The following is a 14,534-nucleotide window of genomic DNA, read 5'->3' on the forward strand; positions in this document are numbered from 1 at the left end:
GCCTCCTGTGGCAATCAAAAGGTTCGGTCCTGCTTCGAATCACGCGGAGCCGCGCAACAGTGCGGCCGCCCGTTCACCGATCATGACGACGCTCAGGTGCGTGTTGGCGCAAACCATGCTGGGCATGATCGACGCGTCCACAACATGGAGGTTCTCGACCCCGTACACCGCACAGCGCTGATCGACAACCGCCCCCGGGTCGTCAGCCGGCCCCATGCGCACGGTGCCCACCGGGTTGTAGGCGCTGTCCACAGCCCTCTCGATGTAGTCGCGCAGGGCCTCGTCGTCGTCCATGACGCGCTCGTCCAGCCCGACCAGCTGCTCACCCTTGTTGAAGATCTTCGGTGAGCGCGCCAACTCCCAGCAGCCCCTGACGCCCTCCGCGAGCAGACGGTAGTCGCGCTCGTCGGAGAGATACCCCAGGTCGACGCGGGGAGCAGCGTACGGGCTCGACGACGCGAGGGTGACCCGGCCGCGCGAGTGCTGCCGACGGAGCACGACCATCACGCCGAACACCGCCCTGGCCCCGGCGACCCGCCGCAATTCGGGAAAGTGGAGCGTGAGATCGAAGCGGTTGACCATCGCGTAGTACTGGTCGTTGAACCGGTCGTCGGTCGTGCGGGTCACGATCTGCCCGGTCGACTTGCCCTCGTTCTCGTAGCCCGGCTTGGGCGTCATGAACACGCCGATGCGCGGCTGGTCAGTCAGCCCCGCACCCACGCCGGCCAGGTCCGCCCGCACGGGCACGCCCAGCGCGCGCAGGTCCTCCGCGGGCCCGATCCCCGAGCGGAGCAGGATCGCCGGCGATGCGACCGCCCCGGCCGCCAGGATCACCCTCCGCGCACGGATCGTCTGATACGGGCCGCCGTCTGCGAACAGGACCACGCCCGCCGCGCGCTCTCCCTCGAACAGGACCCGGTCGACGAGGGCGTGGGGCAGGATCGTGAGATTCTCCCGCGTGCTCGCCGGCCAGAGGTACGACATCGCCGTCGACACGCGGATCCGCGGATCGCGCCGATTCGACGGGATCGGTCCGACGCCGGTCGACTCGGGGTGGTTGTGGTCCTCGGCCCACGGGTGGCCGGCAGCGAGACAGACCTCGAGGAACGCCTGCTGAACGTCCGTCAGTTCCTCGGGGCGCCACCTCCTGACGGGCACCGGCCCGCCGCGGCCGTGGACGTCACGGTCGCCGAAGTCCAGATCGTCCTCGAGCGCGCGGAAAACCGGGAGTACGTGCTCCCAGCCCCACAGCGGGTTGCCGTGCTGCGCCCACTCGTCGTAGTCCTGCGGCGTTCCCCTGATCACGACCGTATTGCCCACGGCCGAGGAGCCGCCGGTGACCTTCCCGAGCGGAAACATGACGCGGCGGTTGCGCGTGAGCTGAGTAGTGAACCCCCAGCTGTGCTTCACGAGCGACATCGCGTTGGCGTCCAGGATGTCGTCCGGGGTCCTCGCCTGCGTGGCGTAGTGCCGCCCGGCCTCGACCAGCAGCACCCGCCGGCCGGGGTCCTCGCTGAGGCGGGCGGCCAGCACGGCGCCGGCACTGCCTGCCCCCACGATGATGTCGTCATAGATCTCCGGTGCCGACATGCCCGCCCCTCACCGCTTGCGGGCGAGGCCGCACCACATGGGCAGCGGCTTGGGCCCCGAGGCGCCCTGCGGCGGCCGCCAGAGCTCCGTCTCCACCACTCCGGGCGGCACGACATCCATGCCGTCGAAGAACCGCGAGACATCGGATCGGGTCCGGCGCACCACGGAATCGCCCGTCTGCTTGTCCATTTCAGTCAGCATCGCGTTCAACGCCGTGTCCTCGTCGTCCTTGGCGAAGTGGGAGAGCGCCAGATAGCTGCCGGAGGGAACGGCGGCGAGCAGCTCGGCCAGGATCCGCTCGGGCCCGTCGGCGTCGTCGATGAAATGGAGCACGCCGAACAGAATGAGCCCGACGGGCTGGGAGAAGTCGAGCGTCGCGGCGGCCCTGCGCAGGATGTCCTGTGGATCGCGGAAGTCCGCGTCGAGGAAGACGGTGTCCGGGTCGGAGGCAAGCAGGTGTTGCCCGTGGGACGCCACAGAGGGCTCGTTGTCGACGTAGACGACGCGGCAGCCGGGCGCGACCGCGCGCGCGGCCTCGTGCGTGTTGCCCATGGTCGGCAGCCCGGTGGCCAAGTCAAGGAACTGCCGTATCCCGCACTCGCCCGCGAGGTATCCGACGATGCGCCCGAGGGCGTTGCGCGCCGCGTGGAGGTCGATGCGCACTCCTTCGACACCGCCGGGCTCACCCGGCCAGTTGACGAACGCGTTGTCGCCGACGGCGCGGTCAGACGCGAAGTTCGCGGTCCCGCCGAGCAGGTAGTCCATGATCCGCGCCGTATTGGGGATCATGGCGTTCACCCCGACCGGCGCCTCCTCAAGACGTGTTGCCGTCGATGGGTTCTCTGACATGCTGCAGCCTCCTTCGAGCCACGGCACCGGAGCTCGCGGCGTTGTCGAGACCAGAGTGACGCCGCGGGCACGCCGGCGCTTCTCGCTCCGTGCCCCGCGGGCGAACAGTGCCGGGCAACTCCGGAGTAGTCCGCCGAGGCCGCCGACGCGACGCTTGACGAGAGGGATTCAGAACCTGCGTCCCTGGCGACGTGTGCCCGTGTCGCGTCGCGCTTCCCGCAGCCCATGTCAGCGAGGATCATGAATGACGCCTCAATACGATGACATCGTCGTCGGCGCCGGGTCGGCTGGCGCCGTGCTCGCCGCGCGACTGAGTGAGGACGCGTCGCGCCGTGTGCTTCTCATCGAGGCCGGCCCCGACTATCTGACGTCGCAGGAGACACCTGACGACATCCGCACCGGCAACGCGATGTCCTTTCAGGACCACGACTGGGAGTTCAAGGCGGACATCCACGAAGGGCGCAGGATCCGCTTTCCGCGCGGGAAGGTGACCGGCGGCTCCTCGGCCGTCGGCGCCACAGTCGCGCTGCGCGGTGTTCCCGCGGACTACGACGAGTGGGCGCGGGCCGGAAACCCGGCGTGGTCCTGGCGCGAGGTGCTCCCGTACTTCCGACGCCTGGAGGACGACCTCGACTTCGGCGGCGAGTACCACGGCCAGGGCGGCCCCTACCCGATCCGCCGCTGGCGCGCGGACGAGCTGGTGCCGGGGCAGGTCGCCTTCGTCGAGGCCTGCCTCGAAGCGGGCTTCCCCGAGGCCAAGGACCACAACCATCCCGAGGCGACCGGCGTCGGCCCGATCCCATCGAACCGACGTGACCGGGTGGACAGGGTCACCACCGCGATGGCCTACCTGACGCCAGCACGGGGCCGCCCCAACCTGGACATCAGGGCCCATACGGTCGTCGACCGGATCGTGTTCGAGGGGGCGCGCGCGGTCGGCGTCACGGCCTCGGTGGCCGGCAGCGCGTACGAGACGATCAGCGCGCGGCGTGTGATCCTTGCGGCCGGCGCCGTGGCCTCGCCGATGATCCTCATGCGATCCGGCATCGGTCCCGCCGCGGAGCTGCGACGGCTTGGCATCGACAGCCGCGCCGACCTGCCGGGCGTCGGCGCGAACCTCGTCGACCACCAGCGGACCGGCGCGTTCCTCGCGCCGCGCCCCGGAGTCTGCGACCCGTCGGGCCCGTTCCTACAGGAGATCCTGCGCACCACCGCGACGGGCTCCGACGAGACGAACGACCTGCAGTACTACATGGTGAACCACTTCGACCTGGCGCACTTCCCTGAGCTCCAGATGCTCTCGGGAACGACGATGATCCTCGGCGTCATGGTCGTGTCGCAGCGGCCGCGTTCCCGCGGAACACTCGCGCTGACCTCCACGGACCCGCTGGCACCGCCGCGGATCGAGCTGAACTTCCTTGCAGACGGCGGCCGGGAGCTCGACCTGCTCGTAGAGGGCGTGCGCACCTCGTGGCGCCTGGCCAACCATCCGGGCATCCGCGGGCTGGCGCAAGGCTTCGTCGTCCTGCGCGAGGCGGTGATCGACAACGACGACATGATCCGGCAGTACGTCAAGACGAGCATCGACAGCGCCTACCACCCGGTGGGGACGGTGCGCATGGGGCCGGCGGAGGATCCCTCGACCGTCGTCGACGAGCGGTGCGCGGTGCATGGGCTCCAGTCCCTGTATGTCTGCGACGCCTCGGTGATGCCCAACACCGTCCGCGCGAACACAAACCTCACCTCGATCATGATCGGCGAGCGTACGGCGGACTGGCTGCGCGCGTAGCCGCACGGCACGAACCGGCCGCAGCGGATGATCCGCTCCGGCCGGTTCCGTGTCTGCGAAGCCCCGTCAGGTCACCGCGCGCACCGTCATCGGCAAGCCGCCGCGGATGCGCAGGGTCAGCATCGCCTCACCGGCCACCCGGTATCCGGGTACCTTCGTCAGACGCAGATCGCGTGCAACCGTGGCGAGTACGACGGTGGCCTCCATCATGCCGAGGCTGTTGCCGACGCAGAACCTCGGTCCCGCGCCGAACGGGATGTAGGAGTAGCGGTTCCTGCCCGCCGACGCGGCGGGGGTGAACCGCTCCGGATCGAAGCGCGTGGGTTGCGTCCAGAACGACGGGTGCCGGTGGAGCAGGTACGGGCAGAGCAGCACGTCGGAGCCGGCGCCGACGGGGAATCCGCCGATCTCGTCATCCGCGCGGGCGATGCGCGGCAGCAGCCAGACCGGGGGATAGAGGCGGATGACCTCGTCGAGAACCTGCGTCGTATACGTGAGCCCGTGCATGCTCTCGATGGTCAACGGCCCGTGTCCGAACACCGCGACGGCCTCGTTGTGCAGGCGCTCCCACACCTCCGGGTGCTCGTCGAGCAAATGGAACGCCCAGCTCAGTGTGCTGGCCGTGGTCTCGTGGCCGGCGAGCAGCAGGGTGACCAGCTCGTCGCGCATACGTACCCGTCCGACGCGTCGGTCGGGTTCATGGCGGACCGACTCGATCAGCCGAGAGACGACATCGTCGCCTGCGGGCCGTGCGGCGCGATCGGCGGCCAGCCGGTCGACAACGCGCTGCAAATCCCGTCTCGCCCGCCGGAAGCGCATCTGCAGGGGCAGCGGAAGCCACAGCGGCACCGTGCCCAGCGTGATGGCGTCGAACATCGCCTGGTTTTGGACGGCCTCGAACGAGTCGCCGAGCGACTCGAATTCGCCGAGGTCAGCGTCGATCAGTGTGCGCCCCAGCACGCCGAGGGTGAACGCGGTCATCTCGGCGCGCATGTCCACCGGGCCCTGGCCGACCTGCGTGCTGAGCCGCGCGGCCAGCCGCTCTGCCTCGTCGCTGATGGCGCCGAGCTGGCCGGCAATCCGTTTCGGTTGGAAGACCGGCTGGATCGTCTTGCGTTGCCCGCGCCAGACCTCGCCGTCGCTGGTGAGTAGGCCGTCCCCGAGGGCGCGCCGGGCGTGGATCATGCCGAGACCCTTGGTGTAGTTCTCGGCGTTGTCGGCCAGGACGTGCTTGGCGTGGTCGGGGTGGTTGAAGAAGTAGAGCGTCTTGGGGCCCAGAGGCAGACGAACAGCATCGCCGTACTCGGCGGCGGCCCACGCCATGACATCGAGACGGCTCCGCACCATCCTGGCGAGGATGGGGAGTGTGGAGGCACGCGGCGGCCCCGGGATCCGACGGCCGGCCCGCCTGACCGCAGGCCTCATGGTCGTCACGAAACGGCCCGCCGGAGCTCGGCGAGCCCCAAGGTGATGCGCTGCCGCCAGAGTTCGTAGGTGGGGACGTCGGAGTCGCCGAAAGGCTCGGTGCGGCTGGTGTCGGCCAGGTCGGCCGCTTGAGCCGGCGTGACGCCGCAGAGCAGGTCGGTCGCCAGCCTGGTGTTCGCCGTCACAAGGCCGGCCTGGAGCCGGGCGGTTGCGGCGAACACAGCACCCTGCGCGACCTGCGGCATGTGGTTTCCGGCGCGCCGCATGAAGGCCTGCAGTTCCTCCTTGTCCACCCCACCCGCGTACGTCGCGGCGAGGCCGGCGCCACTGTAGAGGTCGGCCCGCCGGGTTTCGTCGAACGCGTCGATCAGGTCGGCGGCCATCTCAGGGTCGGCTCCGCCGACAAACCAGATCGCCCGCCCTATGCCCTGGTCGATCACCCGGCTCGCGTACGAGGACGGGCCGCCCGCCGGCCAGGGGAAGTTCGGCTCCTGATACTGCCGGCGCACGTACCGGTCGGTGTGGAAGTAGGCCTGGTGGAATCCATACCCGTCGAGGACGAGCCAGCGCAGCAGCGGATCAGCGGCGGCTGCGGACACCTTCGCCCATCGGAACCGCGGCAGTCGGGCCATGGCCCAGCCCACCCCGACGTAGACCATGTACACATGGTCCCTGGCCCTGCCCTCAAGGAACCGGCTCACGTTGCGGCCTCCGAACGGGAGGCCGTCGCGTATCGCGAAGCCCATGCCTGCGCCCTCGTAGGCGAAACCGCGGAACTGCCACGGCAACTCCTCGAGACGCTCCTCGGCCTCCGCCGGCACGCGCGCCTCGGCGGCATACGCGTACCCGGTGAGGAAGGTCTCGCCGACCGTCTCCAGCATCTGCCGCGCGGGCGGGCTCTTTACGTGGAAGCCACGGACCGAAAGACTCGCCTCCGACGTGCTCGGCGTCAGAACCCGCCTTCTGAGCGCTCGCCAACCACTGGCCATCGTTCTCTCCTCTGGGCGGATCGATACCTGGAGATCTGAGTGGGATCGTGTCAACCCGCCGGTTGGCGCGCCTACTCTCTGGTTGCCGTCATGACGCCGCGTCAACGCGCTGCGGTCTCCGGGGCCCGCTGAGGCGCCGGGTTCGGCTCGGGAAGGAGCCGGTTGTCGAGCTCTGGTAACGCCAGCAGGATCGGCAGGTCGGTCTTGTCCACGGCGCGCATCGGGATGCGGAGATTGACGTTCTGGTCGGCCCGCACGGCGATCGGCTTGCCCGCGCCCACTAAGAGGGGATAGCGGGCCCACGGGCGCGGGTCGACGTCGACCCAGCGCACCGCCACCGCGGCCGCGCGCACGTACCACTGACCGACGGGCACTCCGCTCAGTTGGTACTTCAGCACTCGGCAGCCGTAGGCGGGGCTCTCGAGGATGTCGCAGGAGACTGGCATCCCCTCGACGATGGGGCTGCCGAATGCGCCGACATAGACGCGCAGCGGCGTGCTGCTCGGTGGCAGCACCACCGTGCCCTGCACCGCGCCGGATCGGCGGCCCGCGTCCGTCTCGAAGCGCGGAAGTGGCGGCAGGCCGCTGTGTGACAGCGACCGGAAGCGGGTCGGCGAGACACCGACGCTCCGAGTGAACCGGGTGGTGAACGTTCCTAGGCTGTTGTAGCCCACCTGATAGGAGATGTCAGTTACGCTCTGCGACGTCTCCAGCAGCAAGTTCTTCGCGCTGTAGAGGCGGATCGCGGTCAGGAAGCGCCCCGGCGACGTGCCCGTGAGAGAGCGGAAAACCCGCGAAAAGTAGAACTTGCTTAATACGGCGGTGTCGGCAATCTCGTCTAAGGACAGTGGTTCACTGTAGTGATCCCACATCGTCGTTATCGCGCGTTCGACCGCCAGTCTCGATACCTCCATATGGAGCCCCCGTTGTCTCGATGCGGCTACCCCGTGATCGGCCGCTGATCCCATCCAGGGCAGCCTCTGAGATGCGGTTCGATGATGCGCATGTCACGCGCGACAACACTTCTTTGAAGTTGCCTGTATCGGATTTGCACCGTCGGGGTATTCAGGTGGTTCTTGTGAAGCGATTTACCGGAGTGTCCTATGTGACATTTGGTCAGATTGTTTTGCGAGCACCGCGAGTTGCTGCCGGGCTCGTGGCGCGCTTGGATCAGGACGCGCGGTTCGCCGAGCTGGCTCCGGAGCCACTTCATGAGAGACGAAGGTGGTCTCCGGGAAGCGGGAGACCTGTCGGGGTGCCCCGGGCCGCCGGTGTGCGGTGCCGTTGTGCGAGCTGCGCCCCGTGCGGCGCGCAGCGTCCCCGGATGCGCGTAGCGGCGTGCAAGCGCCGCTGCGCTTGGAGAGGCCGACCGAGGCCTCGATGCCGGAGGCGGGCGGTGGTGGCGAGCCCTCTTCCTTTGCGCCCGCGACCGGTTGTCCACCCCGGCGGGCAGTCGTATCGGGCCGCTGTCCAATTCGATCACCGCAAATGGCAAGTGGCTAATGGCGTGGCCGGGCAATCCGAATATGTGATTCCGGTGAGGAAATCAGGGCTGCCTTCACAAGCCACGGTGCCGACGCCTTCGGTGAGGAAAGGGAGAGGGAGTGATTCCGTTTGGTGAACCCATTACTCGGGCTCGTTCAGTCGTGGCAGGGAGGCAGAGTGAACGCCACCGACGGCGAGCCGGAACGGCCGTCCGGCCGAGATCCGTATACACCTGGCGCGAAATACGCGGCCGCGTGCGCTGTGGGGACGGCGAGGTTACCGACCGTCATCTCCAGTGCTTCCAGCGTCAGCGTCACCGCTTCGTCCAGCTGTACGTCCCTCCCCGCCGTGTAATCCTGCGGGCGCTGCACGACCTCTACGTCCGGAGCCGCCCCGTGTTTTTCGCACCGCCGGAATGCCTGGTTTCGAACGGTACGTCCTCGCCTGCGCCCGGATCGTGCTCGACCGGCTCGGCGGAGGCATCGGGCAGATCCTGGCCGGCAAGGCGCGGCTCGGTGCCGATGAAGCCTTCCACGAGACGGGCGAGTGGCTCGATGCCTCCGCCAACTCCCTCTACTGCTCGGTCAAGAACGACCGCGACGGGCCTTCGCTCGCGGCCCGTCTCCGCGCCGCCGGCAGCATCCGGCTTTCTGCTGGATCTGCTCTTTGCTCTCGACCGTCGTCCCCGCCCCTCCAGTTACTAGCTGGAATGGGAGCTTGCCCGATTCCCACTGCCCGGCTGGAAGACACCGGCAACTGCTCGGCGCCGCGGATCGCATCTCAGGAATGGGCGAGGTGTCCACACAGCGTCGTCTTCCGCCCAGGTCGAGGTAGTGGCCCGCAGGCCGGCACGGCGCGGTGCTGGACGCATGTTGTGAGGACCTGGACTTCATGCTGCCGCAGGTAGGGGCACACTGCGGGACTCCCGAACCGTTAACAGGCCTGCCCTAGGCGGCGGTGCGCGGGCTGGTTGGCGACGTCATCGACCCGGTCGGGACCCGGGGGCCTCGGCCCGCACACTTCGGTTTCTGCGCGGCACGTGCGTCGGCCTAGTCGAGTGCAAGCACGGCAACCGACCGGGCTGAGCGCACCGCTCAACCACGGCGCGCGCCAGCGGCTTTCATCGACGCCGCCGCTTTGTCGCCGTCGTCGCCGGCGCCCACGAGCATGCTGCATACCACTGTCTGGAAGCAGGCGTCGGCGTCGTAGGGCTCGATGAGGTATCCGCCGAGTTCCAGCGTGACGAGCCCGTGGACCCCGATCCACATATGGTGCGCCACGCGAGTCGGGTCGTCGGCGCAGAACCGGCCCGCCGCCATGCATCTGTCCACGGCACCCACCAGCGTCTGCAGCGTGTAGCGGCCGTGCTGTCGTTCGTCGTCCGAGAGTGCGAAGCCGCCGAGGCTCGCTCCGCCGAACATGATCGAGTACAGGTACTGATGCTCGATCGCGTTGGCGCGGTACGCGTATCCGAGCGCCGCGACGTCGGCGACGGGGTCGTCGGTCTGCGCGACCTCGGTCATCCGGTCGTTCAGACGCCGGAAGCCTTCGTGCACCATGGCCCTGACCAGATCGTCCATGCCGCCGAAGTGGGTGTACACCGCGGTGGTGGAGGTGCCCACGGCAGCGGCGAGCCGCCGGGTGGACAGTGCGCTCGGTCCCTCCTCGCTCAGCAGGCGAGCCGCGGCCAGGATCAGGTTCGCGCTCACTTCAGGGTCGGCTTGTCGAGGGCTCACTCTTGACATGGTCGCACAGAAGGGTGAGTGTAACAATGTTACGTAACGCCGATGTGTAACGGAGGCGGGATGGGCGGCGCACCGTATACCCAGGTAGGCGGCTACCGGCCGGTCTCCCGTGAGGCCACCGTGTTCCAGCCGGAGGTGATGGGCACACTGCCGCCCGAGCTGAACGGCACGTTCGCCCGCATCGGACCGAATCCTCTGGGTGTGCCCGACGCGCGTCGCCACGCGTTCGAGGGGGCGCCCATGGTGCACGCGATCCGTATCCGGGACGGACGCGCGGAGTGGTACCGAAACAGATGGCTCCGGACCGACCGGGTCTGCGCCCATCTGGGAGAGCTGCCCGCGCCGGGACCGCGCCACGGCCTGTCTGACGACGCCGGGGGCAACCTCGTCCGGCACGCGGGCCGAATCCTCGCGCTGGGCGACGGGGGTGTGCTGCCGATCCAGATCGACCCCGATCTGGCCACCGCGGCCCGCGTCGACTTCGACGGGACGCTCTCGGCCGGGTTCTCCGCCCACCCGGAGATCGATCCGCTCACTGGGGAGATGTTCGCGGTCGCCTACTATCACGAGCCGCCGTACGTCCTCTACCTCGTCATCGGCGCGGACGGCACGGTACGCAGAACGCTGCCGATCGCGGTGAAGAGTCCGCCGATGATGCACGCCTTCTCGCTGACCGAACGCTACGCGATCTTCTACGACCTCCCCGTCGCCTATGATCCGGCCGCCGCAGCCGGCGGCTCGCGCGTCCCGTACAGGTGGCGACCGGATCACGAGGCCAGGATCGGTGTGCTGCCGCGCGAGGCCGATGCGCCCGATGTGCTCTGGATGAATGTCGATCCCTGCTACGTCTTCCATCCGGTCAACGCCTACGAGCGCGCGAACCGGATTGTCATCCACCTCGTCCGCCACGCGCGGGTCTTCGACCGCGAGCCGCTCCGGCCGGGCGAGTCGGCTCCCACGCTCTGGCGGTGGACGGTCGACCCGCGCAGCGGCACGGTCGTCGAGGAACAGCTCGAAGAGTACGTCGAGGAGTTCCCCAGGATCGACGACAGATATAAGGGCTCACACAATCGGTACGGCTTCGCTGTCGCCATGTCCCCGTGCGAGAGCGGCGGGTACCTCGCCGGCCCCGGACTCCTCCGTCACGACCTCATTGGCGGCCGTACGGAGACCCACCGGTTCGGGCCGGGCCACGAAACAGGCGAGGCGGTGTTCGTACCGCGCCGTCCCGACGCCGCCGAGGCGGACGGCTGGCTGCTGAGCTTCGTTTACGACGCGGCGGACGACCGCAGCGAACTGGTGGTTCTGGACACGGCCGACTTCACTGGAGAGCCGGCAGCGGTCGTGCGTCTGCCGGTGCGAGTGCCGCACGGTCTGCACGCGGCGTGGATCGCGGACTGACGGACACCGCGGCTCCTTTTCGCGATCGGGTCAATTTGGAAGAAGGCGCGGGCCGCCGCGGTCCTTAGTCTGCTCAGAAGTGTTCGACTGGCAGTGAGGAATGCTCATGGCGCTGAGGGTGCTCGGGCGTGCCCGGGGGGAGTTCGAGCACCCTGCGGTGTTCTGGTTCGGCGTGCTCGCGTGCACAGCGGGTGCCGCGCTGCACCTGCCGATGAACTTCGGCGCGCGACATGCAGAACCACATGTCCGGGATGCAGCCGGAAACGCCGCCGTGATCACAGAATTGGTGCTCATCGCCGTCGGACTGGTCGCGGTGCTGTACGGCGTGTTGCCCGCGCGGGGACGAGAATCAAGAAGTCGGCGCGGCGTATCCGTGTCACAGCCGTCGACGACGCCCCGATACGCGCTCAACACGTCGCGCCGCTCGTGGTCCGCGCCATCGCGATCACGATCGACGTCATGAAGCCGGCGACGCTGTCATTCGTCGCGCTGCGCTCGCGCGGTTCGGGCCTCGCGGCCAGCATGACCAAACTCGGCGAGGGTGCTGATCATCGCGACCGTCGTTGCCACGACCGTTCCCTCGATCGCGGTGACCGCGGTCGTCGGCGCGGTGCCGCTGCTCCTGGCGGCTGCCTGGTCCTGTGGATGGGACTCGCGACCAAGCGCCGCAGTCTGGAGGAGATCACCGGCGAGCTGCTGGCCACCGACGCCGCTTGGCCCGCTCACCGAAAGCCGGTAGCCGAACGCCCCGACGTCTGAGGGCGCCGGGCCGTTCCGCGTGCCGATCCGTGCCGGCGTGCTACGAGCACAACATCACCCCGGGGCTGTGAAACCGGCGCCCACCCGGCACGAGAGCCGGGCCATCAACCTGCCCACGAGCCGAAATCTCCGCTCTCAACGAAAGGGCTCATCAGCAAACTGACGGGCCCTCATGCATGATCGGGGTTAACGAACGGAGATGTTCCGGGCCGGGAATCACCGAGGGTTCGGTGACGGCATTGGGCATGTGTTCTTCCTGGAACGACGCATAGCGACCGCGCGGCGCGGTCGTCAATGGCGAATATCAAACGCATTCGCAAGGTCTGCTTCTCCGTTCCTGCCCTCGACCGGTTTTGCGAGGCTCGGCATCTTCAGGATTGCGCTGTTTCGGCGCCGGCGGCCTTAGCGACGGCAAGGCAAGAGAAGCCCCCACGCAGGTCCGGGGGCCATCCTGGTGACGGCGGGCAGGCGCTCTCACGGATACTCATCCACGGACACCGCGATTATGGGGAACCCATGGGCACTCAGCGATATGAAGTGGCAATCCTCGGGTCGGGAATCGGCGGCTCGATGCTCGCGTGCATCCTCGCCCGGCACGGAGTCTCGACTCTCCTGCTTGAGGGAGCGAGCCATCCGAGGTTCACCATCGGCGAGTCATTGATTCCGGAGACCGGCCTACGCCTGCGTATCGTCGCCAACAAATACGGCGTCCCGGAGATCGGGTGGATCGGCACGTTCCACAAGCTGCGCAAACACGTGAGCAGTAATTGCGGGGTGAAGCGCTCCTTCGGCTTCATGTATCACCGTGACGGCGAGGAGAACCGCCCCGAGGAGATCAACCAGTTCGGGACGCTGACACCGCCCGTCGGCCCTGACTCGCATCTGTTCCGCCAGGACACCGATGCCTTCCTCGCGGCGCTCTCGGTCAAGTACGGGGCGACGTTCCGCTCCCAGACGCGCATCTCCGACATCACCTTCGGGGACGACGAGGTCGAACTGCGCGCGGCCTCCGGCGAGACGTACCGCGCCAAGCTCCTGATCGACGCCTCGGGCATGCGGTCGATGGTCTCCGACCAGCTCGGCATGCGCGACGAAGTGCCGCGCTTCCGTACTGACACACGCACCATCTACACCCACATGATGGGCGTCAAGAGCGCGGATCTGCTGTTGGACCCCAAGGGTCGGCGCGGCCTGATCTCGCCGCTCGGTCAGTCCACCATGCATCACGTCTTTGACGGCGGCTGGATGTGGGTCATCCCGTTCAGCAACCACCGCGACGCCACTAACCCGCTGACCAGCGTGGGCCTGATGCTCGACCGGCGCAAGCACCCTGAGCCGCAGGGGACGCCGGAGGAGGAGTTCCGCCGGATCATCTCCGCCTACCCGACGATTGCACGGCACTTCGCCGAGGCGAACGCCGCACGGCCGTGGGTCAGGTCGGGCCGCATCCAGTACTCCTCGCCGCACCTGATCGCGCCCCGCCTGATCCAACTCCCGCACGCGGCCGCGTTCATCGACCCGCTCTACTCGAGCGGCATGTCGGTGCTCATCGCTGCGGTCGACCTGATCGCCGAGTCGCTGCTCAAAGCCGTCGAGGAGAACGACTACGCGGTCGAACGGTTCAAGTTCATGGAGGACGTGGTCAACCGCGGGTTCGACCACTACGACACGATCGTGTCAGGGTCGTACGACTCGTTCGCGAGCTACGACACCTGGAACGCGTGGAACCGCAACTGGGTGATGGGGAGCCTCCTCGGCACGTTCGGTCCGCTGTCGCTGCTGATGCGCTACCACAAGACGAAGGACCGCTCGTACCTGGAGAAGACCACCGAGCCGAGCCGCATGGGCGTGCTTGGCAGCCACCTGCCGGGCGTCGTCGACATGGCGCGGGCCTCGCGCGCAGACATGGACGCCGCGATCGCAGGCCAGATCACCCACCGGGAGGCGAGCGAGCGCATCTTCGCCCGGTTCCGCGCGATCGACTTCCTGCCGCCTTACATGGGCTTCGGCGACCCCAAGAAGACCGCCACGGCGACGTTCACGCTGATCCCCGGTGCCCGCCACGTCACGTGGTACCGGATGCACGGCGACCCGGTGTACCGGGACAACTGCACCTTCCCGCTGATGACGTACGCACGTGACGGTGCGGCCTTCGTGCTGGGCGAGGCGCGCGAAGGGTGGCGGCGCAGCTTCTCCGCCCTGCGCGACGTCTTCTTCGCCGACAACAGTGACTGGCGCCACGCCGCGCCGGCACTCGATGCGCACCGAGAGCTCGTGACGCCGGTTCCGGCGCTCGTGCCCTCCGTGGACGAACCGGCCGAGCTCGACGGCGTCGAGGCCCCCCGGAGCGCGGCCTCGCCGACCGGGATCGGCTGAGCGGGCCGTGCCGGGCGTGGACCGCGTGCGACGGAACACATTCGAGGCCTCACACCCAGCCTTATCCGACTGCGTGGTGTTCGGGCCACGTGTCCGGCTGCCCATCCGAGGAGACGCCCCGCACCT

The 14,534-nt window shown here is 68.3% G+C and carries 11 protein-coding genes and 1 pseudogene; 6 read left to right on the forward strand and 6 right to left on the reverse strand.

What is annotated here, in order from left to right; translation table 11 throughout:
• Positions 1-39 precede the first annotated feature (39 nt).
• Together OG828_RS48490 and OG828_RS48495 are read right to left on the reverse strand one after the other, a co-directional pair.
• A complete protein-coding gene (locus OG828_RS48490; protein WP_328499736.1) occupies positions 40-1,590 on the reverse strand; it encodes a GMC family oxidoreductase in 1,551 nt (516 codons plus the stop codon).
• Between the two features lie 9 nt (positions 1,591-1,599).
• The gene (locus OG828_RS48495; RefSeq protein ID WP_328499735.1) at positions 1,600-2,439 is read right to left on the reverse strand and encodes an SAM-dependent methyltransferase; all 840 of its coding nucleotides are present in this window, start codon (positions 2,437-2,439) and stop codon (positions 1,600-1,602) included.
• Positions 2,440-2,683: 244 nt separating this feature from the next.
• Here OG828_RS48495 and OG828_RS48500 point away from each other — a divergent pair, with 244 nt between their 5' ends.
• Positions 2,684-4,228 carry a GMC family oxidoreductase gene (locus tag OG828_RS48500; RefSeq protein WP_328499734.1) on the forward strand — a complete coding sequence of 515 codons (1,545 nt, stop codon included), beginning with the start codon at positions 2,684-2,686 and terminating at the stop codon, positions 4,226-4,228.
• Positions 4,229-4,294: 66 nt separating this feature from the next.
• On the opposite strand, the gene OG828_RS48505 is transcribed toward OG828_RS48500, so the two are convergent.
• The 3 genes from OG828_RS48505 to OG828_RS48515 all read right to left on the reverse strand — a co-directional run bounded on the left by OG828_RS48505 (position 4,295) and on the right by OG828_RS48515 (position 7,556).
• Complete coding sequence (locus tag OG828_RS48505; protein WP_328499733.1) at positions 4,295-5,575, reverse strand: cytochrome P450; 1,281 nt, start codon at positions 5,573-5,575, stop codon at positions 4,295-4,297.
• Between the two features lie 83 nt (positions 5,576-5,658).
• Entirely contained in the window at positions 5,659-6,642 is a 984-nt protein-coding gene (locus OG828_RS48510) for a DUF1702 family protein (protein ID WP_328499732.1), read from the reverse strand.
• Positions 6,643-6,743: 101 nt separating this feature from the next.
• Positions 6,744-7,556, reverse strand: coding sequence for a helix-turn-helix transcriptional regulator (locus OG828_RS48515; RefSeq protein ID WP_328499731.1), 813 nt, complete (start codon positions 7,554-7,556; stop codon positions 6,744-6,746).
• A gap of 971 nt (positions 7,557-8,527) precedes the next feature.
• On the opposite strand from OG828_RS48515, the pseudogene OG828_RS48520 reads away from it, so the two are divergent.
• A pseudogene (locus tag OG828_RS48520) lies at positions 8,528-9,078 on the forward strand (hypothetical protein); the annotation flags it as partial.
• Positions 9,079-9,221: 143 nt separating this feature from the next.
• Here OG828_RS48520 and OG828_RS48525 read toward each other — a convergent pair.
• Positions 9,222-9,863, reverse strand: a complete 642-nt coding sequence (locus OG828_RS48525) for a TetR/AcrR family transcriptional regulator (protein WP_328499730.1) — start codon at positions 9,861-9,863, stop codon at positions 9,222-9,224.
• 69 nt (positions 9,864-9,932) lie between these two features.
• Between OG828_RS48525 and OG828_RS48530 the strand changes: the two genes are divergently transcribed.
• The 4 genes from OG828_RS48530 (at position 9,933) to OG828_RS48545 (ending at position 14,408) form a co-directional block, all read left to right on the forward strand.
• Positions 9,933-11,273: a carotenoid oxygenase family protein gene (locus OG828_RS48530; RefSeq protein WP_328499729.1), complete on the forward strand. Its 1,341-nt coding sequence runs from the start codon at positions 9,933-9,935 to the stop codon at positions 11,271-11,273.
• A 106-nt stretch (positions 11,274-11,379) separates the two neighbouring features.
• Positions 11,380-11,736 carry a hypothetical protein gene (locus OG828_RS48535; RefSeq protein ID WP_328499728.1) on the forward strand — a complete coding sequence of 119 codons (357 nt, stop codon included), beginning with the start codon at positions 11,380-11,382 and terminating at the stop codon, positions 11,734-11,736.
• The gene (locus tag OG828_RS48540; RefSeq protein ID WP_328499727.1) at positions 11,733-12,032 is read left to right on the forward strand and encodes a hypothetical protein; all 300 of its coding nucleotides are present in this window, start codon (positions 11,733-11,735) and stop codon (positions 12,030-12,032) included. The genes OG828_RS48535 and OG828_RS48540 overlap by 4 nt, the downstream gene beginning before the upstream one ends.
• Before the next feature lie 516 nt (positions 12,033-12,548).
• A complete protein-coding gene (locus OG828_RS48545; RefSeq protein WP_328499726.1) occupies positions 12,549-14,408 on the forward strand; it encodes an NAD(P)/FAD-dependent oxidoreductase in 1,860 nt (619 codons plus the stop codon).
• The last annotated feature ends 126 nt before the right edge of the window (positions 14,409-14,534 follow it).

The sequence above is a fragment of the Streptomyces sp. NBC_00457 genome (assembly GCF_036014015.1).
Lineage (GTDB): Bacteria > Actinomycetota > Actinomycetes > Streptomycetales > Streptomycetaceae > Streptomyces.